The organism is Oxalicibacterium sp. (genome assembly GCF_035565035.1).
In the GTDB taxonomy this organism is placed as follows: domain Bacteria; phylum Pseudomonadota; class Gammaproteobacteria; order Burkholderiales; family Burkholderiaceae_D; genus Oxalicibacterium.
In genome coordinates, this window is sequence record NZ_DATMTD010000061.1 from 14,388 (window position 1) to 38,399 (window position 24,012).

Here is a 24,012-nt window from a genome sequence, read left to right on the forward strand (position 1 = left end):
CAGGCTGTGCCATGGTGAGACGTTATCACCGAAGGTGTTTGTGCGTCGTCGTCCAATTCTTCTTCAGGATGACGCGCTGCGAGGCACGTGTGGCAATTTCGTTGGCAGGAATGACTTCCTGCGCCAAGTGATTGTCAAATTGGTTGAATGTTATTTAACGATGCATCATTGCCGTCCGACAGCAGTTTCGAGCTATATTACGCGGGCGGCGGAAGTCTTCGGCGATAGCCTATTATTAACCGCAATAATTTTGTGTGAAACAACACGTTTTTGCACTGCATTGCGATAAACCGGAGTCTCAAATCAAACTTCCACTACGATCGGACTGGACGCCGGCGAGGCAGTCGAATCTGGCAAAAACAAGTTTGCACCGAGCGATGTTTTTCCGTCTGTTAGTCGCGACATCCGACGATTCGGCATTGCATCCCGGATCGCTGCGTGCTGTCCCCGCTTCCTATGATTTAACTGGTGCATTGACATTGTTCATTGCGCTGATCCGCGGCTTACAGGATGTGCATCGACAAACTGATCTCCATCAGGCCGTGTGTCTGGCCAATTTGCGATTGCTGCAGGACGGCAGCATTGAATTCCGCAACGATGCAACCGTGCCGCTGACCTACACCTCGCCGGAGCAGACGGGCCGCATGAACCGGCAGGTCGACTATCGCAGCGACTATTATTCGCTCGGCATCGTCATGTACGAATTACTGAGCGGTCATCTGCCGTTCGAATCGGACAGCGTGATGGAACTCGTGCACAGTCACATCGCGAAGAAGCCGGCGCCGCCAAGCCGGCACAATGCCGTCGTGCCGGAAGCGCTCGACGGCATTGTGCTCAAGCTGCTGGCAAAGAATGCGGAAGACCGTTATCAAAGTCTCGACGGCTTGTTGAGCGACATCGAATGGTGCCGTGTTTCACTTTCGCAAACCGGCGTGATCGAACCGTTTCCGTTGGCACACAACGATGTCTGCGATCGCCTGCAGATATCGCACAAGCTGTACGGTCGCGACAGCGAGTATGCGCGCCTGCTTCAGGCATTCAAGAACGTCGCTGCCGGCAATGCCGAACTGTTGCTCGTGACCGGATATGCCGGTACCGGAAAATCGTCGCTGGTCAATGAAATGCACAAAACGGTAGTGGCGCAGGGCGGCTACTTCGTCTCCGGAAAGTTCGATCAGTTCCGCCACACGATTCCGTATTCGGCGTTCAACCAGGCTTTCCGTGAACTGATGCGTCAGATTCTGACCGAAAGCGAAAGCCGGATTGCCCAGTGGCGCAGCAAACTGCGCAAGGCGCTGGGCCCGAATGGACAATTGATCATCGACGTGATTCCCGAGCTGGAATTCATCATCGGTAGGCAGCCGAAGGTACAGGCACTCGGTGCGACGCGCAACAGCTTCAACTATGTGATGCTGAATTTCGTCAGCGTGTTCACGCATTCCGGCCATCCGATCGTTTTGTTCCTTGACGATTTGCAATGGGCCGATGCGGCATCGCTGAAGCTGATCACGATGCTGAAGAACCTCGACGATCCCTGCCTGCTGCTGATCGGCGCTTATCGCGACAACGAAGTCGATGTCACGCATCCACTTGGCATGATGCTTGAACAGATCCGCAAGGATTCGGAAGTGACGACGATCGAAATCAGTCCGTTATCGAAAGACAGCATCAACGAACTGGTGGCCGATACGCTCAAGCGTGACGAGGTCGATGTGCTGCCGCTGGCGCGTCTCGCCTTCCGCAAGACGCTGGGCAATCCGTTTTTCATCAATCAGTTTCTCAAGAGCCTGCACGCTTCCGATTTACTGTCTTTTGAAAACGGGCGCTGGCAATGGGATATCGGACGAATCGAGGCTGCGGACATTACCGATAACGTCGTCGATCTGTTGACACGCGAGTTGCATCGCCTGCCGCAGATGGTACAGCGCCTGCTGACGATCGCCGCCTGTATCGGCAGCCGCTTCGATGTGCATACGCTCAGCATCGTCAGCGAAAAATCCGGACAGGAAATTCAGGCGCTGTTGCACGATGCGATGCAGACCGGCCTGATTCAGCCGGCGGAAGCGCGTATCGCCTCATCGACGGGCCTCGTACATGCCTATCAATTTCAGCACGATCGTGTGCAGCAGGCGGCCTATGAAGGCATTTCGAAACAGGAAACCGACGCAATCCATCTGCAGATCGGACGTCTGCTGCTGAGCAGTCTGACACCCGCGGAACAGGAAGAATTCATCTTCGATATCGTCGATCACCTGAATCAGGGACGCATGCTGCTGACGCGGCAATATGAAAGAGACGAACTGGCCGAACTGAATTTGAAGGCGGCAAGGCGTGCGCGTCAATCCGCCGCGTTCGACGTGCATCGCGAGTGCACTGAAATCGCACGCGAATGCGGCAGTGTTGAAGACTGGCGCGAGAAGCAGACTTTCATGCACGAGCTGTACATGGAGCTGATCAACGCGGCCTTCGCACGAGCCGATTATCGCGACATGGAACGGCTGTGCCAGATCGTCTGCGACAACAGTGCAACGCCTAACGAGATCATTGCAGCGAAGGATTATCTGATCCGCTGCTACGGCGCGATATACAAGCCGCAGGAGCTGATGAAGACGGGTGTCGAGATGCTGGAGATTTCCGGTATCAAGGTGCCGGAAAATCTGAGCGAAAAACACATTCTGCTGGCGCGCCTGAAATTGAAGGCGGCGATGCGCGGCCGCGATCCGCTTGAACTGGCGAATCTGCCGCCGGCGACCGATCCGGCTTTTCTGCTGCAGGTCCAGGCAACGATGGCCTTCCTCGGCTACGGCTTCACTTATCTGGCGGGATCGAACATCGTATTGTGGGTTGCCCTGGAAATCGTGCGGCGTTCCATCCATTACGGTTCGTCGCCATTCAGCGCCTACGCATACGCAGTCTGGGGACGCACGCTGGCCGGCAAACTGGGCGAAGCGGAAGACGGCTACAAGTTCGGCAAGGTGGCGTCGCAACTCGGCGGCAACAAGCCGTTGCTGGGCGCAGTCGGCATTTTTCACGGCATCATCCGTCATCGTCGCGAGCATCTGCGTTTGTCACTGGAACCGTTGCTGGATACCTACGTCAGGGCGATGGAAACCGGCGATCGTCCGGGAGCGATGGTGGCACTGTCGTTCTCGGATGCGATCCGGTTCCAGTCGGGTGGCAATGTGCGCGAGGCGCTGGTCGCCATTCGCAAGGATATCGACGTCTATCGCAAGATGGATTACGCCGCGCTGCTGGGCGTCATGGTGCCATGGGGACTGCTTTTTTCGCGACTCGTTGGTGAGTCGATTGCCGATATCACGCAGGGACGCGACCAGGAAGACTACGCGATGGCGCGCAAGAATGTGGCTGATCCGTGGGGCGTCTTCTATGTGCGCACAATACAGTCAATCGGTGAATATTATTTCGGCGAATTCGACGAGGCACGCCGGCATGCGGAAGAAGCGCTGGCTTTGCCGGGATTCGATTTCGGCACGCCGTCGTCCGGTTTTCTGATGTGGGTGCATTCATTGTCGGCGCTGGCATTGTGTCGTGCAAAAGGTGTCGACACCGCGCCCGTGCTTGCTGCTGTGCGCACGATGCAGCGTCGCTTCCGGCCTTGGGCCGATCATGCGCCGATGAATTATCTGCACAAGTGGCAACTGGTCGAGGCGGAACGTTGCCGCATTGCCGGCAACAACCGCAAGGCAGAACGCTTTTACGAACTGGCAATCAAGGGCGCGCGTAATCACGGTTTCGTCAACGATGAAGCGCTTGCGCATGAACTGAACGGTCGCTTTTATCTTAACCAGGGGCGCGAAATCAATGCGCGCATGCATCTGGAACAGGCGCACGCCAAATATGAAGAGTGGGGCGCGTCCGCGAAAGCGCAGCAGCTGGAGGAAATGTATCCCGACATGCTAGCCCGCGTGATCGCACGCAAATGCGCCGGTCGTCGCGGAGCGGCTGCCGATACAGGCGATTCGCAGGTCGATGTACAAACCGTTATTCGTGCTTCGCAAATGTTGTCGGGGGAAATCCATCTCGACAAACTGCTCGCACGACTGATGAATCTGGTCATCGAAAATGCCGGTGCGCAGAAAGGCGCGCTGCTTCTGGTCGAACAGGGACGCCTGTATGTGCAGGCAGCAATCAACGGCGATACGATCGAGTTGCAGCAACGCCGGTCACTGGAAAAAAGCACGGGCATCAGTCTTGCGGTCGTCAATTACGTCAAGCGTACCGGAGAAAAAGTCGTACTCGGCGACGCTGCCGGCGACAGCCAGTTCAACAACGATCCCTACATCGAAGAGGAGCGGCCGAAATCCATTCTGTGCCTGCCGTTGCAGAAACAGGGCCAGCTGGTCGGCATTCTTTATCTGGAAAACAATCTGGCAGTCGATGCATTTACATCACAGCACGCCGAGCTGCTGCAGATTCTGTCGACACAGATCGCCATTTCGCTGGAAAACGCCGGACTTTATAACGACCTTGAACAGAAGATCGAGGCGCGCACGCAGGCGTTGAGTCAAAAGAATACGGAACTGCGCGATACGCTGACTTCGCTGCGTCGCACACAAAAGCAGTTGGTCGAATCTGCCAAGCTGGCATCGCTCGGACAATTGGTGGCAGGTGTCGCGCATGAGATCAACACGCCGGTCGGCGTTGGCGTGACCGGCGCATCGACGTTGGCGGAAGAAACGGCGCGGCTCAAATCCCTGTTCCAGACCGGCGCAATGAAACGCTCCGATCTCGAGGCTTATGTGGGAACTGCGGGGACGATCAGCAAGCTGTTGCTGGCAAACATGGAGCGTGCGGCAACGCTGATCCAGAGCTTCAAGGATGTTGCCGTCGATCAGACCAGCGAAGAGCGCCGCACCTTCCGTCTGAAAGGCTATATCGACGAAGTACTGTCCAATCTGGGACCGATGCTGCGCCGTTCAGAACACAGCATGACCGTCAATTGCGACGAAACGCTGGAAGTCGATACCTATCCGGGCGCGCTGTCGCAAGTCATCACCAATTTCGTCATGAATGCGATGCTGCATGCTTTCCCGGAAGATGGCCATGGCGACATGCTGATCGTGGTGCGCAGCGTCTATGCAGAAGGAAAAGATACCGATCTGGTCGAGCTGCGCTTTTCCGACAACGGCAACGGTATTCCGCAGGAAAATCTGGCAAAAATCTTCGATCCTTTCTTCACCACGATGCGCGGACGTGGCGGCAGCGGACTTGGCTTGAACATCATTCACAATCTGGTCACCGGGCCGTTGCAGGGACAGATTACGGTCGAGAGTCAGGTCGGTGTTGGCACCACATTCATCGTGCGCTTCCCGCGTAATCCGGTCGTGACTTTGGATGACGGGCAGATTGCGAATGACGCAAACGAAGTCCACGATGTTTGACGATTTTTCATTCGCACCGGAAAAGGATGCGCTGTCGATCAGCGCAGGCAATCTGCCGTGGAAAATCCTGATCGCCGACGATGAAGAGGAAGTGCATCAGGTCACGGCGGTTGCGCTGATCGACGTCAGATTCAAGGGACGGCCTCTGGAGTTCCTGCACGCATATTCTGCGGTGGAGGCGCGTGACATGCTGGCCGCGGATCCCGACATCGCCGTGATTCTGCTCGACGTCGTGATGGAAACCGACGACGCCGGCCTGCAACTGGTGCGTCACATTCGCGAGCAGATGGAGAACAGTCGCTTGCGTATCGTGCTGCGTACCGGCCAACCGGGGCAGGCGCCGGAACGCGACGTCGTCATCGATTACGACATCAATGATTACAAATCGAAAACGGAATTGACGCGACAGAAGCTGCTGACCTGCATCGTTTCCGCATTGCGTTCGCATGACGATATTGTCGCCATTGAAAAATCGCGCAACGGCCTGCAGGAAGTAGTCAGTGCCGCCGGTGTATTGCTGCAGGCGGTTTCCGAACAGGCATTTGCCGTGCAGGTGCTGCAACAGGTGAACGGGTTGCTGCGCCAGCCGGCAGGCGGCTTGGTCGTGCGACGCATGCCGGGCAATGAGGTGCTAGAACTGGTGGCGGCAATCGGCGCATCCGATCGTCTGGATGAAAAAATGGCTGGCGCCGCCGAAGCGGCACTGAATGCCGGCCGTCATACCAGCGATCACGAGCATGCGAATTTATATATCCGGCCGCTGAATGGTACTGGCGAATATGTCGTGCGGATTCCGTTGCAGCGCATGTTGTCCGAACTGGAGCATCGCTTGCTCGACGTGCTGTGCACGAACATCGCTGCCGGACTCGCGAATGTGCAACTGTATGAATCGCTGAAAAAATTCAGCATCGATCTGGAAACCCAGGTCGTCGATCGCACGCGCGATTTGTTGCAGGCAAAAGAGGAAGCGGAACTGGCGAATCGCACCAAATCCGAATTTCTCGCCGTGATGAGTCATGAAATTCGCACGCCGATGAACGGTATGCTGGGCATGATGCAGCTTGCCCTGGCTGAAGCCACGCATCCGGGACAGCGTGAACATCTGGAAACCGCGCAGTATTCGGCGGAAGCATTGCTGACCATCCTCAACGACATTCTGGATTTCTCCAAACTGGAATCCGGCAATCTGCAATTCGAGTCAGCCGAATTCGATCTGCGAAAAACGGTCGATAGCGTTGTCAGTCTGATGGCGTCACGCACGCAGAATGCCGCGTTGTCGTTTCATCTCGATTGTCGTGACGATGTGGCGCCTACACTGGTCGGCGATGCCGGCCGTTTGCGCCAGGTACTGTTGAATCTGGTCAGCAACGCGTTGAAGTTCACGGAAAAAGGCAGCGTCTCGCTGAAGATCGAATCGCTCGTATCTGACAAGCACGGAGCAACACTGCGTTTTTCGGTATCCGATACCGGCATTGGCATTGCGCCGGAAGCGCAGATACGTCTGTTTCAGTCTTTTTCGCAGGCCGACAGTTCGATTTCGCGTCGTTTCGGCGGCACCGGGCTTGGCTTGTCGATCTGCAAAAAAATCGTCGAATTGCAGGGTGGCCGTATCGGTGTCGACAGCACGCTTGGCGTCGGCAGTTGCTTCTGGTTTGAACTGTCTTTTACACAACCGTCTGCGGGCGAGCCGGTGCGGAACATGACGGCAACCGTGCCGCTTGCCGCGCGGGCATTGCATATCCTGCTGGCCGAAGACAACCAGATCAATCAGAAAGTCGCCGTCGCGCTGCTGAAAAAATCCGGGCATACCGTGCAGATTGCACAGAACGGTTATGAAGCCGTGCTGGCCGTACAAAATCAATCCTTCGACGTCATTCTGATGGACATGCACATGCCGGAAATGGACGGCCTGGCCGCCACGCGTGCCATTCGTTGCCTGCCGGCGCCAGCGTCGGCGCTACCGATCGTCGCACTGACGGCGGCCGGTTCGTTGTCGGATATACAAACCTGCATGGACGCCGGCATGAACTATTTTCTTGTCAAACCGTTCAGAATGGAGCGCCTCGCCAGCATTCTGCAGGAATTGTCCGTCCCCCACGGTTGATTTGCTGCCAAGCTTTGGCGCGCCATATCGTCGAAATGGCTCGCCTTTTCCCCTCTTTTTCAAGTCTGGTTTACAGACCATCCCTCGATAATGCCTATCAGGAAACTCCGTTTGGACCACCCGTCCGGCGGAACTGACAGTCAATGAGGATCGACGATGGCAACGAACCAGGCACAACTCAAAAATCTCTCCCTGCAGGCAGCCGATGCAGGCAATGACGATTTCATCGATACCGCGCTCCAGGAGCCGCGTAACGGCGAGCGCGTTGCAGGCATGGATCTGAAAGCGATCCGTGAAGCGATCGCCCGCGTGGAAGCCGAAGCCAAAGCCACCGTCACCGCCGAGAATCGTGCCTACGCCGAAGCGCACGCGCGTTCGCTTGCAGAGGACCGCGCACAAGTCGATGCTGCCGCGATCGCTGAAGCCAATCGCAAGGCGCGTGCCGCCGAAGAAGCAATCGTCGCCAGTCGTACCCGTCTGGAAGCCGAACGCGAAGCGCGTGCCGCCAATGAAGCGCGCATCAACGCCGTCAACAAGGAAATCGCCGAACTGCGTGCGCGTACCGAAGCCGACGCGCAACTCGGCAAGATCGCGGCAGAACGTGCAAAGGCGGAGGAGCAGGCACGTCAGCTCACCGCCGAGCAGATCGCTAGGGAAAAGGAACTCGGCGCGCGCGCGCAGGAAAACAGCGCGAAGCTGTCCGAGCGCATCGCCATTACCGAACTGGCCACACTGGCAGCGCAGGAGGAAGCTGTGCAGCGCGGCCATCTGGAATCGCAGGTCGCCAAAATGGCACGCGATCTGGAACGTCGTGAACGGGAAGCGCAGGAAACCAGCAAGTTGCTGCTCAGCGCCAAGCGCGATTCGATGATTCTCGCGCAGCAGCGTGAAGAAGCAGAAGGCAAGGCATTGACCGCCATGCTCAGCCGCGTGCCGGCCGAAGTGCGCGCACGCGAAGAGGCCATTCAACGCGCTGAAATCGAAACCGAACAGCAGCGTGCTGCCCAGGCGCGCATCGAGTCCGAACAGCGCGCACTGGACGCCATCCAGCAACGACTGAAAGCGGAAAGCGAAATGCGCGCTGCAGCGGCGCGCCGCGAACATGTCGAACAAATGGCCGAAGTCGCCGCGCAATCGCGACGCGATGCCGATGAGCGTGTTCGTGTCGCAACCGAAGCGCGCATTCAGGTCGAGAAGCAGTTGCAGACCGCGGCCATCGCACGCGTCGAAGCGGAACATCAGGCCGATGAACAAGTGCGCGCCCGCATTGCAGTGGAAACGCGTGCACAGGAAGAAGCACGTCAGCGTGAAGTTGCCGAACAGCAGGCCGCATCGGCTGCCCGTGTTCGCGCGGAAGAAGAAACACGCGCACGCAAACTGGCGGAAGAACGCCTGGAACTGGAACGCGCTGCGGCCGACATGGAAACTGCCCGCGTCGTTTCCGAGCAGATTGCACTGGCAAAAGCGGCCGAATATCTGACGTTGCAAAAACAGTTGGCCGATACAGCCGAACAGAAAGCGCAGCAAGCGTTGAATCTGGCCGACGCCGAACGTCAGCGCATCGCTGTCGAACAGACCGCGTTGCTCACGCTGCAGGAAAAGATGCAGGCAGAGGAAGCGATGGCCGCCGCTGCTGCCGCACGTGCCGAAGCTGACAAGGAGCAGACTGCCTTGTTGCGCATGCAGGAAGAAGCTGAACGCAAGGTTCTATCCGCACAGGAAACCGAACGCAACGCAGCCAGGGTCACGCTGCAGCAGACGATGACCCGCGCCGATTTGAAGAGTGCCGCCGCAGAGGCGGCCGTGACGAAGGCGAAGGAAGCCGTTGCACTTGCCAAGGTGCAGGCACAACGCCTGCAGGAAGAACAAAAGGCATTGGCGCTTATGCAGGAAAAGCTGGCAGCCGAACGCCGTCATGCCGAAGCCGTGCAGCAGGAAATGAATAGCAGCCGTGCCCGCATTGCACAGGAACAGTCGGCACAGGCGGCAGCGGAAGCACGTACACGCGCCAACGCAGAACAGGCTGCCTTGCTCGCCGAACAGCAACAGGCCGATCAGCAATTGCGCGCTGCGCAGGAAGCCGACACTGTGGCCAGCCGTCACATTCTGGCGCAGGCAAAAGCCAAGACCGAACTGCAACGCAAGGTCACGCACGTCGCCTTGACCAAAGTACGCAAGATGGTCGAGTTGACGCGCATGGAACGCGAGCGCGTCGAAGCCGAAGAACTGGCGGTACAGGCCGTCGAAGAAAAATGCCGTATTGAAATCGCAGCAAAAACAGAAGCTGAAGCCCGTGCACAAGCGGAGCTGCAGCAAATGGAATTGCTGCGCGAACGCGAACAGACCGAACAGAAGATCCGCGCTGCGACAGAAGCTGAATGCGAGGCTACGCGCGAGGCGCTGGAACAGGCACGCATGCAGGCGGAGTTGCTGCAGGCTGCCGCAACCGCAGCGGAACAGCGCGCAGCCGAAGCGCTGATGCTGGCGGAAGCGGAACGTGCCCGCAGCGTCGCCGAACAGCAGGCGCTGGACGCGGTCCGCAACAAGTTTGCGATGGAACAGTTGGCCCGCGCGGAAATCGAAACGCGTGCCCGCATCGAACAGGAACAGGCAGATGTATTGCAGTCGCGTGCACAAAACGAGCGCGCGCTCCATGAAGCGACTGCCGTCATCGTGGAGTCGGAAAAAAGCCAGCTGGAGGCCTTGACGCAGCAGGCAAAACTGCAATGCACGACGGCGGAGATCGCCGAAGCCAAGGCGCGCCGTGCTGTCGAACTGGCTCAAGCCGAGCGTGCGCGTGCTGAAATCGAACAACGTGCGATGGACGCGATCGAGCAGAAACTGATCGTTGAACAACAGCGCGCCGATGCTGCAGCCATCATGCTGCGCGCCACGCAGGAAAAACTTGCCGCCGAACAGGCTGCGCTGGAAGCAACCGAAGAACGCGTTCGCGTCGAACAGGAACAGGCTGCCATTCTGCGCAGTCGGGAACGCGCGCAACAGGCGCTGTGCGCAGTTGCCGCAGCCACGATCGCCGCCGAACAGCAGGCGTTGGCCCAAGCCAGTGCTGAAGCCGAAGCACAACGCATTGTGATGGAAACGGCCGAACTCAAGGCGCAGAAGGCAACGGAACTGGCGCAGGCGGAAACACAGCGCGCCGAATCGGAGCGACAGGCATTGGCGTTGCTGGAAGAACAGCATGAACTGGAGCTGCAACGCATCGAAGCAAACGAGACTGCGATGTATGCAGCACAGGAAAGATTGCAGGCCGAACAGCAGGCTCGCACCGAAGCCGAACTGGCTGCGATTGCAGAAATGGAAGCGGCAGAACTGGCGCGTCAGATATTGGCCGCAGAAATAGAAATGCGCACCGCGCAGGAAGCGAAAACTGCAGCGGAACGCGAAGCGGCAGAATTGGCGCAACGGAATGCACGTGCCGCCATTTTTGCACTCGAGTTGTCGCAATCGGATCGCGATCGTCTCGAACGTGAACGCAATGCTGCGCAAGAACTGGCGAATCAACTGATCACGCGTATCGGCGATCGCGGTGCGCAGCACGAAGCGTGGCAGGCACGCGCGACAGCGGTGCTGGCCGAATCGGCAGTATCGGTTCCTGCCAGAACATCGCGCGCACGTATCTGGACCTCACTGGCCGCCGGTCTCGCGTTGTTCGTCGGCGTCGCCGGATGGAATGTGCAGCAAAGTACCGTGCAAGCTTCGGCGCAGGTCCCGGTTCCGGTTCCGGTTCAGGCCGCAGCGCCAGTCGTCGCGCAGGCGGAAGCAGCGCCGGTTGCCGAGGCGGCTCCTGCTCCGGCAGTGCTGCAAATATCCTATGCACTGGCTACCGTACCGGCCGAAACAGACCCGGCTGCAGGCACGATTTCCCGCTAGGTTTCGGGCAGGAGCGGCGGATGTCGTACGGCATCACCGCAAAATCTTGCGATGAATTGACGAGGGCGCGACGATACGTCGCGCCTTTTTATTGAACGTTGACGAACTGCCGGCAATTCGTCTGATACCAGACTTGTCTTTTGCGCAATGCCCGGAAAAAAAACGGAAAAATCATCGGTCAGCGATTTTCGCCAGAACAGTCGTCATCCTGCGACAGCGCGCCCCATCAATCGATTGGGGGATGGCAACAGTTTGTCGTACTATATCGGCTGTGCGAAGTTACCCCATAACCATAACAAGGAAAATCATGCCATTTGCGTCGCATCGCCTCCTTTCTTCGGGCTTGCGCCACATGCTGGGCCGCTCGGTTCTGGCAGTCGGTTTGAGTATCGGACTGAGCATCGGACTGGGACTGCATGCGTTTCCTGCAATGGCGGATGAACTGGCCGATGTGTCGCAATTACTGCGGTCCGGCCAACACGCTGCGGCGTTGTCAAAGGCTGATGCCTACCTGAGCAAGAATCCGCGCGATGCGCAGATGCGTTTCCTGAAGGGCGTGATTCTGACCGAACAGAACAAGCCGACGGAAGCGATCGAGATTTTCACGAAGCTGACCAGGGATTATCCGTCGCTGCCGGAACCGTACAACAACCTGGCCGTGCTGTACGCGGCATCCGGCGAATACGACAAGGCGCGTACCGCGCTTGACAAGGCAATCCGCACCAATCCGACCTATGCAACCGCTTATGAAAACCTTGGCGACGTGCATGCAAAACTGGCCAGCCAGGCATACGACAAGGCGCTGCAACTCGACCACAACAATACCGGCGCCAAATCCAAGCTGACGATGATTCGCACGCTGGTCGGCAATACGACCGGCGGTACCAATCCGCAGGTTGCCGTGGTAGCGGCAGCGCCGAAATCGGAAGTACCGAAGGCAGAACCGAAACCGGTGGAAGCACCGAAGCCTGTACCGAAACCAGAACCAAAACCGGAAATCAAACCGGAGCCAAAGCCGGAACCCAAACCAGAGCCGAAACCTGATCCAAAGCTGGAGCAGAAGCGTCTGGAAGCAGAGGCCAAGCGTGAAGCCAAGGCAAAAGCCAATGCTGCAGCAGAAGCTGAGCGCACTGAAGTGCTCGCCGCTGTCAACAACTGGGCCAAGGCATGGAGTGCACGCAACGTGACCGGCTATCTGAATGCCTATTCCGGCGACTTCGCGATTCCTGCAGGGCAGTCGCGCAAGGACTGGGCAAACGAACGTCGCGCACGCATCGAAGACAAGAAACACATCAGCGTCAAGGTCGAGTCGCCACAGGTCAGCGTGAGCGGCAATACGGCGACGGTGAAATTCCGCCAGGTCTACGATTCGGACCGTTTCGACGCAGACAGCCGCAAGGTTCTTGTGATGGTCAAACAGGGCGGTAAATGGTTAATCAAGCAGGAGCGTTCGGGTAGCTGATGGCTGGTTTCAAGATCAAGTTGCGATCGAACGCAAGAGCGATCGGCTGCAAGGCAGGCATCGTGGCCTCGGGCCTGTTGATTGCAGGCAGCATGCTGCTGCCTGCGGTAGTTTTCGCCAGCGGCAACAAGCCGGGCGTGCCCGCACGGCTCGACCCGGAAGTCATGTTGATCGACGTCTACAAGGCACTGTCCGATAACCGCCTGCGCGATGCACAGGCCAAGGTCGATGCCCTGGTCGCGGCCTATCCGAATTTCCGCCTGGGACAACTGGTGCGCGGCGATCTGCTGTTGCTGCACACGCAACCGATCAAGACGTTCGGTGCCGCTTCCGATGCGCCGGCCGACAGACTGAACAATCTGCGTGCAGAGGCAATCGTGCGCTTGAAGTCGTTGCGTGAGCGTCCCGAGCCGGACATGATTCCGCGTGCGATCCTGCAAATGCGCGACGACCAGAAAAATGTTCTGCTGGTCGACGCCAAGCGCTCCCGTCTTTACATGTATGAACGCGTGAAAGGCCAGTTCAAGCTGGTCAGCGATTACTACGTCAGCCAAGGCAAGCTCGGCGTCAACAAGTTCAAGGAAGGCGACCAGAAGACGCCGCTCGGCGTCTACTACATCACGTCGCGTGTGCCTGGCGCCCGTCTGCCGGAGTTCTATGGCCCGGGTGCATTGCCGATCAATTATCCGAACGAGTGGGACAAGGTCAACGGCCGCAGCGGTTCGGGTATCTGGCTGCATGGCACGCCACCGGACAGTTACAGCCGTCCGCCGCTTTCATCCGATGGTTGCGTCGTGCTGCCGAATCCGGATCTGACTGAACTGTCGGCTGCCGTACAGATCGGCACGACGCCGGTCATCATCAGCGAGGATGTGAAGTTCGTCACACGCGACAAATGGGAATCGGATCGGCAAAGTGCGAACAAAATGCTGGAATCGTGGCGCGTCGATCTGGAAAGCACCGATCCGGAACGTCTGCGCCGACATTACTCGCGCAACTTCAAGGCAATGCGCGGACAGAACCTGAATGACTGGCTGGGAAAATTGCAGCAGGCAAATCTTGGTGCACGCCAGATCAAGGTCGAGTTGCGCGATGTCACGCTGTTCCGTTATCCGGAACCGAAAGACCAGAAGGAAATGATTGTTGCCGCGTTCACGCAGGAAGCGGTAATCGGCAAGGGACGACACGTTACGCGCAAACGCCAGTACTGGGCGAAGGAAGGTGCGCAGTGGAAGATCGTGTCGGAAGTCAATTTATAGAACGACGATTCCATCAACAAAAAGCCGCAATGCTCATTGCGGCTTTTTGCTTTCTGAGGCGAGAAGAATGTCTGCACGCACACATGTTGTCATCGCTGCATGTTGTTCTTCATGCTTCTTTACAATTGTAAAAGTCTATTTCTCTCGTGGATTTTAAATACCGCGCCTATATAGTGATTCCATACCGAAGCGATTGATGAGCCGACAGGCTCTTCGCAAAGGTGACAGAAGGAGTCAATCATGTCGAACAGGAAATGGATAGGCGTTGCGTTACTGGCTGCCGCTGCAGTATCGACCAACGCACTGGCAGACAACCGCGGCGTCAATACTGCGCTGGGTGCAGTTGTCGGTGCAGTGATCGGTAACACGGTGGGCGGACAGAATGGCGCCGTGGTCGGTGGCGTGCTGGGTGCGGTTGTCGGTGCCAGCGCATCAGGCCGCGATGATCGGCGCGACGATCGCCGCTATGACCGCCAATACGATCGTCGTTATTCCAACGCCCGTTATCAGGCTCCTCCGGTCTACTACCGTCCGGCTCCCGTTCCTGTGTATGCGCGTCCCGATTATCGTGACCGCTATTACCACGATGTACGTCGTGTCGAGTACACCCGTTACGACCGCGGATACCGTTATTGATGAATGCGCACGTAGTGCCAGATCGATGCCGCAGTGTAATTGCTGCATCAGGGAAAAGGGATTCCGGTAATACGATGCAGCAGGTTTTTGACAATGTCCGGCGGACAGAACGAGCGATCGCACAAGCCGGTATGTTAGGAAAGGCTGTCAAATGAAGAACCTCATGCCATACACGAAGCGAATGCTGCTTCCCCTGCTTGCCGCTGGCGTGCTCGGCGGTTGTGCCGTTGTGCCGTACGACGATGGTTATTATGGTCAGACAAGTTATGCCACCCCGGTATATGCTGCGCCGGTCTATGTGGCACCGACCGTCAATTTCGGATTGAGTTATTCGAATCGCGGTTATTACAACCGTGGCTATTACGGCGGTCGTGGATACTATCCACGTTATTACGGACGAGGCGGATATGGGCGTGGCGGTTACGGGCGCCGATAACCGCTTATCGAAAAACAGAAGGGGCTGATCATTTGATCAGCCCCTTCTGTTTATGCAGGTACGTTTTACCTGTTCATCATCGACGATGGTCGCCGCGATGACCATGATCACCATAATGGCCGCCGCCGCGAGGATAGCCGCCACGATGATCGTGATAATGCGGTGGCGGCGGACGCCAGCGATAGTAGCTGCGGCCATAAACAACAACCGGTGGCGGCGATGTATAGACCGGCGTGCTGCCGTAGATGACAGGAGGTGCGTAGTAGTTCGAATAATTGTTGTTGTATACCGGCGGTGGCGGGTAATAGACGACCGGCGGAGGCGGATAGTAGGCCGGATAGCCGGTGCCGATATCGAGCGACCAGTTGACGCCGCCAGCGTTGGCAGGCGCAGCGAAACCCAGCGCAGCGATGGCAGCCGTGGCGGCGATCAGAGCGGAAAAGGGGCGTGGAAAACGGATGGACATGATGACCTCACAGGTGATGCTTCATTTAACTTCAAACGCGCACCTTTCTCAACTGCGAATGGGTAAAAGACTGTAACAGCGGGATTGCAGCGTTGGAGAAAAGACAACAACAGGCTTTCATCCGCGACAGCGTCTGCATGAATGACCTGTTACTTCGAATACATCATGTCGTCTTGCGTTCCGGATCATTGGCGACCAGCAGACTGCAGCGAATTTTCTCGACCAGCAGTGTATCGGTGGAACCGCGCCACCAGCGCATCGCCAGCGATTGCAATCGCGAATGGCCCACGATGACGAGCTCGATTCCCAACGTGTCGACAAGGTGGGTGATCGTCGGCACAGGTTCGCCGATTTCCAGATGTTTTCGCACGTTCAGGCCGGACTGCTGCAAATAGGCGAGCCCTTCTTCCAGTTCCTGTTCCATCTTCTTTTTTTCGGCCGCCAGATCGTCTTCGATGCCGACCATCGATACCATCGCATATTCGCCGATGACAACGGATTGCGGTGGATTGACGACGACGAGGAGATGAATTTCGGCAGAAGGACCGGGTGCGAGTCGCACGCATTCCTGCAGCGCAGACTTGCTTTCAGGCGTGCCGTTGTAAGCGACCAGAATTTTGCGGTACATGACGCCTCCTGAGTGGCATGAATGATCTCAGTATAGCGCCAACCGCCGATCGGGCAAGCATCGGAGGGGCGGAGGCAGGCGAGTATCAGGATTCGGTTTTCAGGTAGCTGAAAGTGATCGCGGTCAGCAGCACGCCGACGGCACCGATGGCGATCACGATGCTGGTGCCGAATCGTTCTGCGGCCATGCCGGCAGCGCCGACGCCGAAAGACTGGCCGAGATAAAAGCAGGACGCAAAGGCGGAAACCGCAGCACCGCGGCGTTCCGGCGCCATTTGCGTGGCGTTCATCTGCAGCGTGTTGTGCATCATGTAGAAGCCAAGTCCGCAAACTGAACAGCCGATAATCGCCCACCACCATTGCGGCGCAAGGCTGATGGTCAGCAGCGACGCCGTGACGAGAATGCCGCCCCACAGCGCCAGTTTTTTCTCTCCCAGTTTCTTGACGAGCTTGCGCGCGGTCACTGCGTAGAGAAATCCACCGAGGCCGAACAGCATGACCAGCGTGGCCGCATGCGTCAGCGTCATGTGATGGACGCGATGCAGATGCAGCGCAATGAAAGCGAAGGCACCGTACAGGAAACCGCCCTCCATGAACACCGTCAGCAAGACGACGCGCGCCCACGGTTTCGACAGCACCTGACCAAATTCATTGACCATGCGACGCAGCGCCGAGCCTTCTGCCTTGTGTGTGACCCGCGCGTAGTCGGGCAGGCGGCGGTTGAACGAAAACAGCATCAGGCTCACCGCGACGAAATACGCCGAGATGCAGAAAAACGGCAGGCGCCAGCCGAGATGATCGGCCGCCAGTCCGCCCAGCAGCACACCCGCGGAAATGCCGACGATCTGTCCGATCAGGAATTGCGCCAGTACCGGCTGGCGTTCGCTATAGGGAACGACGTCGCCTATCCATGCCATCGACAGCGGAATGATGGCGGCTGCAGTTGCCCCGGCCATCAGACGCGCAGCGATCAGCAGCGGGTAATTCAGCGCCAGCGCACACAGCAATGCGGTAAACGCACAGCCGACACATGCGCACGCGATCACGAAATACTTGCCGAAACGATCGCCGACGGGGCCGAAGAACAGTTGTGAAAAACCGTAGGCGATGGCGAACGCCGTGATGACGTAGGCGGCTTCCCCGATGGAAACACCGAATTCCTGGGCCAAGCGCGGCAACAGCGGGTCAGTGACGCGCAACGAGAGTGCACTGCCGAATGCCGCCAGCGACAGGACGGGAATTGCCATTGCAGGAATCGCAGCAGATGAAGATGTTGCCGGTTCGTCAGCAGACATGTGTGGTTTCGAGTTGGTGTGAGGTAACAAAGCCTACCGTAAATTGGGGAGGTGTATCGGACGAGGTGAATTTACGCATTCTTTCGGTGCATTTCAGTCAGGTTTATGGCTGATTTCAGATCGATTTCCTGCCTTCACTTTTTCCTACAAGAAGTTGCGTTGCCGTCCTATATGGACAGAAGACCAACGTGGATACCATGCATTCACACCGAATCAGCAGTCGGCATGACAGCGATTCGATATCAGGTTGAGGCTCTGAGCAGGACACTGAGATTGTAACGATCAATAATCAAAATCAGAGGTGATCATGTCGATTATTCAAACAACGCACCAGGATACATCCACCATTCTCAAGAGTCTGGTGAGGGAAAAGCCGGTAGTCGAGGTCGAATGGCCCGCCTACGCCGATGCATGCAAGCAGATTTCCGAACATTCCCCCGACCGTATCGAGCAAATGCTCAGCCGCAAGCGGGCGCGAGCGATGAATTATCTGGGAACGGTACGTCGTGCAGGCGGCACCTACAGCAAAGCCGAGCCACGCATATTCACAATGCAGTTCGTTTCGGAGCTGGGAAGCGAGAACGCGGTGCGTCGCGCGTCACGCAATCCATGGCTGGAAGGCATGTTGCAATCCAGCAGCAATGAAGGTGGCGCTCGGGGAACGAACGGCAATGTCTTGCCATTCGGCCCGCAGGTCACGCCATACGGCAATGCGTCTGCCAAGCAGCCTGCCTGATCCGAACAATCCGTTAGAACGAATCGAGAACATCATGAAACTTCAATATCTTCTGGGAACGCTGGCCGCAGTCGGCGCACTCGCCATTGCCATGAATCCACTGCTGGTCGCTGCAGAAGCCAGCCCGGCGCAGTTCAGCGCACAGCCGCAGATCAACACGCTGGTATCGATTGCTGCTGCACCATACAAGTGGTAGCCATGCGCGCCGATGAGAATCGGTGTGCGGCCAGACAATAAAAGACAACAAGAGGGGACAGCAGGCGCCGAATGGCGCCTGCATTATTGCGTGTGCTTGATGCTTGCACTCGACATGGCCAGTACCAACTATTGCAGGCGAATTTCGCCGTCGAAATCTACTTTCAATTGAATACCGTCAATCTGCAGCGTAACTTTTGCAGGAAAGGTTTCCGTACCGACAATGCGTCCGTCGGCAATCGCTTTTTCGACCGCTTTCTCGATTTCCTTCTGCGAGCTGACACCGACCATTTTCAAAAACTTGCGCATGCTGATGTTGAAATTTTCTTCTTCCATCTCGATTCTCCCAATGGTTGGGTTGACAAGGTCAGGCACTTGTTAGTGCCCGTCATAACGGATTCGTTCATGCTATTCGTGGGCCAGATGCAGCCTACTGTGCTGACATGCCGCGACATCTGTTACACCGGCCATTGTTCCAGACGATAGGCCGCATCCCAAAACATCCATTCCAGTTGCGCAGCACGTGTGTAGGCATGATGCATGTCGCGCCGCGTCGCGTCGCTGGCATTGGCTGCCACACGATCGACAGTGGCAACCACGGCACGCACTGCGGCATGGAATTCCTCGCCGGCATAGGTATCGATCCATGACTGATACCGATTGTCCTTTGCGGCGCGACCGATGATGTCGCGGCCGATTTCCGCATAGATCCAGAAGCATGGCAGCAATGCTGCGAGCACGACCGGATACGGAGCCCCCCAAGCCGTCGCCATCAGATAGCTGGTGTAGTGATGCGTGGCCGGTGACAGTGGCGTCGCGGCGAAAATCTGCGGCGTAACGCTGAACTGTTCCATGAAATCCTTGTGCAGGCTGCGCTCGACGACGATGGCGGTTTGCGCGCCGATGGCGAACTGCACGATTTCATCCGGCGTGTCTGCCTTGGCAGAGGCAACCGCCAGCGCGCGGCCGAACGCGATCAGATAATGCGCATCCTGAATCATGTAATGGCGGAAGCGATCTTCGCTCAATGTACCGGCAGCCAGTTCCTGGTTGAACGGCATCGTGCGGATGGTTTCGTACAGGTCAGCGTTTTTTTTCCAGAGTTCGGAAGTAAAAGACATGGATGTTCCTTGGCGATGAAAATGAAATAGGGCGCAGGTACGGCGTGTCAGTCGTAGCTGAGTGGCGTGTAGACGTGATCGAAGAAGGCACGTTCCAGAGCAACGGCACGTGAGAACAGATCGGCGCAACGTGCCTGACCGGCCGCATCCTGTGCCGCGCCGGTGCGGTCGAGTTCCGCGCGCAGCCAGCCGATGGTTTCGGCAAAGCCTGCATTGTTATGCAGCGTGATCCATTCGGCGTGGATGAATTGCGGCGGCAATGTTGCAGACGGACGATCGGCCCAACTCAGATAAATCCATTCCGCCACGACCAGCACGGACAGGCATTGTGCATAGTCGCGGCTTTCTGCCGCTTCTTTCATCAAGTCCTGAAAGGCCATCGTCGGTGCGGTCAGCGTCGGCGACGTGCGATGTCTTGCCGCAAGGCCGAGCTGGTCGAATGAGCGCAGGAAGTAAGTGTTTTCGTCGCTGACCAGCATTGCGGTAAAGCGCGTCAGCCGGACGCGCGATTCGAAACGATCGGCGCTGGCAATCGCAGCGCCAAGCAGAGCGACGAAACGATCGATGAACTGATAGTCCTGCACCAGATAATGCAGCAGCACATCGTTGGCGACGCTGCCGGCGAACAGTTCATCGATGAAGCGATGATTGATGGCGGCGTTCCAGTTTTCCTGGTTCTGCTCGCGCAACCATTCGGTAAAAGTGAGGGAGGTATTTTTTCTGCTATCGAAAGTGTTGTTCATGGAAATAAATAGTCAGGCATTGCGGCAACGATCGGGTCGAAAACCGGGAAGAATATCAGGAAGAACGTGTAACGGAGCTGGATGTGGCATGACGTGGATTGTGTGAATCGTCCCGGACGCTAAGGAATCGGTTGCGATGCGACGATCAACGGTTAGGCAAAGGCGGATATTTCTGCGCGTTGAGTACCAGCTTGTCGGCGATCGCTGCATTCAGGTCGACCTTCAGCGCGGAGGCAAGACGCACCAGATACAGTGCCACATCGGCCAGCTCCTGTCGTACATGTTCGGCGGTTTCCGGTGCCTGCGCGACCTGCCAGGATTCTTCCTCGGTACGCCACTGAAAGATTTCAACCAGTTCGCCGACTTCGCCGGTCAACGCCATCGCAAGGTTCTTCGGGGAATGAAAACGATGCCAGTCGCGCGCATCGGCAAATTCTTCCAGCACGCGCTCCAGCGCCTTGGTATCGAGCAGGGTTTGTGTCATCGCAGATAGTGTCTTGTCGATAAAGACGCAATGATAACGTTTGCGAGGCTTTCCTACGCGGCATGGAGAAATGCACCGACTTGAGTCTGCTCGCCGCGCATGGAAAATGGAAGTCATGACAATCGAAAGAAAAGGAGAGTGACATGGCCGGCAACAAGGAGAAGGAAGTGCACACCCGCGAAGGAAACCATGCCGTCAATCAACCCGGCACTCCGATGCTGAAGCAGGGACGGGATGATCATGGCAAGGCTCGCCTGAAGGAGCTTGCCGTACGTGAGGAAGTCGATTCCGATCAGACCGCACATATCCGCCAGCAGAATCTGCCGCTGAAGACGCCGATCAAGCAACCGAACAAGGCGACGAACAATAATTGATGATTAAACGAGAAGAATGAAAAACGCCCCGTGAACGTTCGCGGGGCGTTTTCATTACGGCGAGGGGAGACGAATTATTTGACGATCGTGAGGCTATCGACGTCGATTTCGGGACTTTCCAGGAAATCCTTCTCCACTTCGCCGTGCAATTCCACCTTGGTTTTCTCATCAATCTTTTGACCGGCAAAGCGCTTGTGATCGATATCGACGCGGATCTCTCCGGTGCCATCCGAGAACAGATATTTTTCGTTGCCGACTTTTTTGGTGAGGAAGCCGCGCAGTACGACGGCCTGATCATCGACCGGATTTTTCAATACGGCGGCGACCGTGCCATGCGTGACCTGATTGCTCGGTCCTGCGTACTGGGCGTGCGCCGAAGTAACGGCGGCGACGGCTGCTGCCAAGGTCATTACTGCAGACAATCCCTGTTTCCTGTTCATTGATGTCTCCTTTGTGGTTGGCGTATCGAATGGAATAATGCTGTTCGTATCACGAAAAAACGCAACGCCGTCAGCTGGCCTGACGCAACTTCTTCGCCACATCCGACAGCTGATACGGTTTGTTGATAAACAGGAAGTTGTCGAGGTCGTTGTACTCGGATTGCAGCGCCGGCATCGCATATCCGGAGGTCAGAATGGTTTTCACACGCGGATAGCGTTCACGTGTCAGACGCGCAAGCTCGATGCCGCTCATGCCGTTCGGCATCATCACATCGCTGAACAGGATGTCGATATCGTCGTTCTTCTCCAGTACATTCAGCGCATCCTTCGCACTTCCGGCGGTATGAACGGCGTAACCGATGGCACGGAACAGTTCGGCTGCGACCTCGAGCAGGTCGACATCGTCTTCCACGATCAGGACTTTTTCCACTTTGTCGTTTGGCGCTGTGTGCGCCACGATTTCACCGTCCGCCGCCGGCAGGTACATCGAGATCTGCGTGCCCTCGCCAAGCTGGCTGACGACGCTGACATCGCCACCCGATTGCATGATGAAGCCGTAAACCTGACTCAGTCCAAGCCCGGTGCCCTTGCCGACTTCCTTGGTCGTGAAGAAAGGTTCGAAGACGCGTGCCAATACAGCGGGTGACATGCCGGTGCCGGTATCGGAAACGGAAATTCGTGCGTATTTTCCCGCGGGCAGTGCACCGATTTCCTGGTCCGCCAACTGGACATTTTGTGTCTTGATCGTGATTTTCCCGCCGTCGGGCATCGCATCGCGCGAGTTGACGACGAGATTGAGCAGCGTGGTCTGGAACAGCGTGGCGTCGATCATGGCCGGACACAGTTCCCTTTCAAGCTGAATATCGAAACGGATGGAAGAGTTGCCGGCACGACGCAGCACCGATTCGAAACCGTTGATCAGTTCATTCAGATTGCTCCGTTTCGCCTGCAATGGTTGCTGGCGTGCGAACGACAGCAGATGCTGCGTCAGTTCTGCACCGCGGTCGACGGCACGCCGCATGCTGTCGAGCGTTCTGGATTCGCCGCGTATCTGCAGTTGCAGCATGTCGATACCGCTTGAAATCACGCCGAGCAGATTGTTGAAATCGTGTGCAATACCGCCGGTCAGTTGTCCCAGTGCTTCCATTTTCTGCGACTGGAACAGTGCTTCATTGGCTTTTTTCAGTGCTTCGGCGGTGGCGCGTTTCTCCGTGATGTCGCGTGTGACCTTGGCAAAGCCGACCAGTTGCCCGAGATCGTCGCGGATCGCATCGATGATCACATGGGCAAAGAAACGTGTGCCGTCCTTGCGAACGCGCCAGCCTTCGTGTTCGGATCGACCGTGTTTTGCCGCGATGGCGAGCGCCTTGTCGGGCATTCTCGCTTCCCGTTCTTCGGGGATGTAGAAGCGTGAAAAATGTGTGCCGACAACCTCTTCCGCCCGGTATCCCTTGATGTGCTGCGCGCCGGAGTTCCAGTTGGTGACAAAGCCCGAGACGTCGAGCATGTAGATCGCGTAGTCGGTCACGCCCTGTACCAGCAGGCGAAACTGCTGTTCGCTCTTGCGCAGTACCTCTGCGGCAATTGCACGTTCGGTAATGTCGCGCGTGATCTTGGCAAAGCCCACCAGATCGCCGTTTTCCTTGCGGATCGGATCGATGACGACGCTGGCCCAGAAGCGGGTTCCATCCTTGCGGACACGCCAGCCTTCCGCTTCGTACTTGCCCTCCTGGATAGCGGTGCGCAGTGCCTGCGCCGGCGTTCCGGCATTGCGTTCCTCTTCTGTATAGAAGCGGGAAAAATGCTGGCCGATGATTTCCTGCGCAAGATAGCCCTTGAAGCGTTGAGCACCAGCGTTCCAGCTGATGACATGGCCGTCTGTGTCGAGCATGTAAATCGCATAGTCGCTGATGGCGGCGACCAGTGTCTGGAATCGGTTTTCTTCGTTCGAATCGTCGCTTGATTGCGGGGTAGGGCTGTTCATTCGCTGTTCCAGTATGTTCGGGCCTTTCCGGAACGGCACCATTCCGGTGCCGGGCGGATTTTCTATAGCAGGGTAATGGATTGTGGAAGTGCAGGCAATCTTACGAAGATAGACGCTGATAAGCGCTGAAGGTTGCATGCTTTCGCCATGTCCCAGAGCAGAGAGGAACTTCAGAAACGCGAAGCGAGGCTTGATTGCTTTCTGCCCAAGACGCTATCGCAGAAGATCCGGAAGATTTCTGGACAGACAATAGCGGGAATCTGGAATAACGCCGGAGCGGACGCACGGCAAATCAGGGGGGGTGGGGTGACCGATGGGGCTCGAACCCACGACAACAGGAATCACAATCCTGGACTC

General features: G+C 57.1%; 19 protein-coding genes. 10 read left to right on the forward strand and 9 right to left on the reverse strand.

What is annotated here, in order from left to right:
* The first annotated feature begins 542 nt into the window (after positions 1-542).
* The 7 genes from VN114_RS05480 (at position 543) to VN114_RS05510 (ending at position 15,190) form a co-directional block, all read left to right on the forward strand.
* On the forward strand, positions 543-5,402 hold the full coding sequence (locus tag VN114_RS05480) for a trifunctional serine/threonine-protein kinase/ATP-binding protein/sensor histidine kinase (RefSeq protein WP_325512789.1): 4,860 nt from the start codon (positions 543-545) through the stop codon (positions 5,400-5,402).
* Positions 5,395-7,506: a response regulator gene (locus VN114_RS05485; protein ID WP_325512791.1), complete on the forward strand. Its 2,112-nt coding sequence runs from the start codon at positions 5,395-5,397 to the stop codon at positions 7,504-7,506. The genes VN114_RS05480 and VN114_RS05485 overlap by 8 nt, the downstream gene beginning before the upstream one ends.
* 156 nt (positions 7,507-7,662) lie before the next feature.
* Entirely contained in the window at positions 7,663-11,397 is a 3,735-nt protein-coding gene (locus VN114_RS05490; protein WP_325512793.1) for a hypothetical protein, read from the forward strand.
* Between the two features lie 307 nt (positions 11,398-11,704).
* Positions 11,705-12,859: a tetratricopeptide repeat protein gene (locus VN114_RS05495; RefSeq protein ID WP_325512795.1), complete on the forward strand. Its 1,155-nt coding sequence runs from the start codon at positions 11,705-11,707 to the stop codon at positions 12,857-12,859.
* Positions 12,859-14,118, forward strand: a complete 1,260-nt coding sequence (locus VN114_RS05500) for a L,D-transpeptidase family protein (protein WP_325512797.1) — start codon at positions 12,859-12,861, stop codon at positions 14,116-14,118. The genes VN114_RS05495 and VN114_RS05500 overlap by 1 nt, the downstream gene beginning before the upstream one ends.
* 240 nt (positions 14,119-14,358) lie before the next feature.
* On the forward strand, positions 14,359-14,754 hold the full coding sequence (locus VN114_RS05505; protein ID WP_325512799.1) for a YMGG-like glycine zipper-containing protein: 396 nt from the start codon (positions 14,359-14,361) through the stop codon (positions 14,752-14,754).
* Positions 14,755-14,917: 163 nt separating this feature from the next.
* Entirely contained in the window at positions 14,918-15,190 is a 273-nt protein-coding gene (locus VN114_RS05510) for a hypothetical protein (RefSeq protein WP_325512801.1), read from the forward strand.
* 76 nt (positions 15,191-15,266) lie between these two features.
* Here the strand turns inward: VN114_RS05510 and VN114_RS05515 are convergent, their stop codons facing one another.
* The 3 genes from VN114_RS05515 to VN114_RS05525 form a co-directional block, all read right to left on the reverse strand.
* On the reverse strand, positions 15,267-15,656 hold the full coding sequence (locus VN114_RS05515; RefSeq protein ID WP_325512802.1) for a hypothetical protein: 390 nt from the start codon (positions 15,654-15,656) through the stop codon (positions 15,267-15,269).
* A gap of 163 nt (positions 15,657-15,819) precedes the next feature.
* The gene (locus tag VN114_RS05520) at positions 15,820-16,284 is read right to left on the reverse strand and encodes a universal stress protein (protein ID WP_325512804.1); all 465 of its coding nucleotides are present in this window, start codon (positions 16,282-16,284) and stop codon (positions 15,820-15,822) included.
* A gap of 85 nt (positions 16,285-16,369) precedes the next feature.
* On the reverse strand, positions 16,370-17,578 hold the full coding sequence (locus tag VN114_RS05525; protein ID WP_325512807.1) for an MFS transporter: 1,209 nt from the start codon (positions 17,576-17,578) through the stop codon (positions 16,370-16,372).
* Positions 17,579-17,885: 307 nt separating this feature from the next.
* Here VN114_RS05525 and VN114_RS05530 point away from each other — a divergent pair, with 307 nt between their 5' ends.
* Together VN114_RS05530 and VN114_RS05535 are read left to right on the forward strand one after the other, a co-directional pair.
* On the forward strand, positions 17,886-18,314 hold the full coding sequence (locus tag VN114_RS05530) for a hypothetical protein (protein ID WP_325512808.1): 429 nt from the start codon (positions 17,886-17,888) through the stop codon (positions 18,312-18,314).
* 34 nt (positions 18,315-18,348) lie between these two features.
* Positions 18,349-18,510, forward strand: a complete 162-nt coding sequence (locus VN114_RS05535) for a hypothetical protein (RefSeq protein WP_325512809.1) — start codon at positions 18,349-18,351, stop codon at positions 18,508-18,510.
* Between the two features lie 128 nt (positions 18,511-18,638).
* On the opposite strand, the gene VN114_RS05540 is transcribed toward VN114_RS05535, so the two are convergent.
* From VN114_RS05540 to VN114_RS05555, 4 genes are all read right to left on the reverse strand, one after another.
* Positions 18,639-18,845: a DUF6494 family protein gene (locus VN114_RS05540; RefSeq protein ID WP_325512811.1), complete on the reverse strand. Its 207-nt coding sequence runs from the start codon at positions 18,843-18,845 to the stop codon at positions 18,639-18,641.
* A gap of 122 nt (positions 18,846-18,967) precedes the next feature.
* Positions 18,968-19,630 carry a thiaminase II gene (gene tenA / locus VN114_RS05545; protein WP_325512813.1) on the reverse strand — a complete coding sequence of 221 codons (663 nt, stop codon included), beginning with the start codon at positions 19,628-19,630 and terminating at the stop codon, positions 18,968-18,970.
* Positions 19,631-19,677: 47 nt separating this feature from the next.
* Positions 19,678-20,373 (reverse strand): TenA family protein, encoded by a 696-nt coding sequence (locus VN114_RS05550; protein WP_325512815.1) that lies wholly within the window; start codon positions 20,371-20,373, stop codon positions 19,678-19,680.
* 145 nt (positions 20,374-20,518) lie between these two features.
* Positions 20,519-20,857 (reverse strand): nucleotide pyrophosphohydrolase, encoded by a 339-nt coding sequence (locus VN114_RS05555; protein ID WP_325512817.1) that lies wholly within the window; start codon positions 20,855-20,857, stop codon positions 20,519-20,521.
* Positions 20,858-21,000: 143 nt separating this feature from the next.
* On the opposite strand from VN114_RS05555, the gene VN114_RS05560 reads away from it, so the two are divergent.
* Positions 21,001-21,231 (forward strand): hypothetical protein, encoded by a 231-nt coding sequence (locus VN114_RS05560; RefSeq protein WP_325512819.1) that lies wholly within the window; start codon positions 21,001-21,003, stop codon positions 21,229-21,231.
* 74 nt (positions 21,232-21,305) lie between these two features.
* Here VN114_RS05560 and VN114_RS05565 read toward each other — a convergent pair whose 3' ends face one another.
* Both VN114_RS05565 and VN114_RS05570 read right to left on the reverse strand, forming a co-directional pair.
* Positions 21,306-21,671, reverse strand: coding sequence for a NirD/YgiW/YdeI family stress tolerance protein (locus tag VN114_RS05565; protein ID WP_325512821.1), 366 nt, complete (start codon positions 21,669-21,671; stop codon positions 21,306-21,308).
* A 70-nt stretch (positions 21,672-21,741) separates the two neighbouring features.
* Entirely contained in the window at positions 21,742-23,655 is a 1,914-nt protein-coding gene (locus VN114_RS05570) for a PAS domain S-box protein (RefSeq protein WP_325512824.1), read from the reverse strand.
* Between the last annotated feature and the right edge of the window lie 357 nt (positions 23,656-24,012).

Bases quoted from the DNA above. Each gene is read 5' to 3' on its own strand.
- VN114_RS05485 (WP_325512791.1), top strand. From the start codon at position 5,395: ATGTTTGACGATTTTTCATTCGCACCGGAAAAGGATGCGCTGTCGATC.
- VN114_RS05490 (WP_325512793.1), top strand. From the start codon at position 7,663: ATGGCAACGAACCAGGCACAACTCAAAAATCTCTCCCTGCAGGCAGCC.
- VN114_RS05495 (WP_325512795.1), top strand. From the start codon at position 11,705: ATGCCATTTGCGTCGCATCGCCTCCTTTCTTCGGGCTTGCGCCACATG.
- VN114_RS05500 (WP_325512797.1), top strand. From the start codon at position 12,859: ATGGCTGGTTTCAAGATCAAGTTGCGATCGAACGCAAGAGCGATCGGC.
- VN114_RS05505 (WP_325512799.1), top strand. From the start codon at position 14,359: ATGTCGAACAGGAAATGGATAGGCGTTGCGTTACTGGCTGCCGCTGCA.
- VN114_RS05510 (WP_325512801.1), top strand. From the start codon at position 14,918: ATGCCATACACGAAGCGAATGCTGCTTCCCCTGCTTGCCGCTGGCGTG.
- VN114_RS05515 (WP_325512802.1), bottom strand. From the start codon at position 15,656: ATGTCCATCCGTTTTCCACGCCCCTTTTCCGCTCTGATCGCCGCCACG.
- VN114_RS05520 (WP_325512804.1), bottom strand. From the start codon at position 16,284: ATGTACCGCAAAATTCTGGTCGCTTACAACGGCACGCCTGAAAGCAAG.
- VN114_RS05525 (WP_325512807.1), bottom strand. From the start codon at position 17,578: ATGTCTGCTGACGAACCGGCAACATCTTCATCTGCTGCGATTCCTGCA.
- VN114_RS05530 (WP_325512808.1), top strand. From the start codon at position 17,886: ATGTCGATTATTCAAACAACGCACCAGGATACATCCACCATTCTCAAG.
- VN114_RS05535 (WP_325512809.1), top strand. From the start codon at position 18,349: ATGAAACTTCAATATCTTCTGGGAACGCTGGCCGCAGTCGGCGCACTC.
- VN114_RS05540 (WP_325512811.1), bottom strand. From the start codon at position 18,845: ATGGAAGAAGAAAATTTCAACATCAGCATGCGCAAGTTTTTGAAAATG.
- tenA (WP_325512813.1), bottom strand. From the start codon at position 19,630: ATGTCTTTTACTTCCGAACTCTGGAAAAAAAACGCTGACCTGTACGAA.
- VN114_RS05550 (WP_325512815.1), bottom strand. From the start codon at position 20,373: ATGAACAACACTTTCGATAGCAGAAAAAATACCTCCCTCACTTTTACC.
- VN114_RS05555 (WP_325512817.1), bottom strand. From the start codon at position 20,857: ATGACACAAACCCTGCTCGATACCAAGGCGCTGGAGCGCGTGCTGGAA.
- VN114_RS05560 (WP_325512819.1), top strand. From the start codon at position 21,001: ATGGCCGGCAACAAGGAGAAGGAAGTGCACACCCGCGAAGGAAACCAT.
- VN114_RS05565 (WP_325512821.1), bottom strand. From the start codon at position 21,671: ATGAACAGGAAACAGGGATTGTCTGCAGTAATGACCTTGGCAGCAGCC.
- VN114_RS05570 (WP_325512824.1), bottom strand. From the start codon at position 23,655: ATGAACAGCCCTACCCCGCAATCAAGCGACGATTCGAACGAAGAAAAC.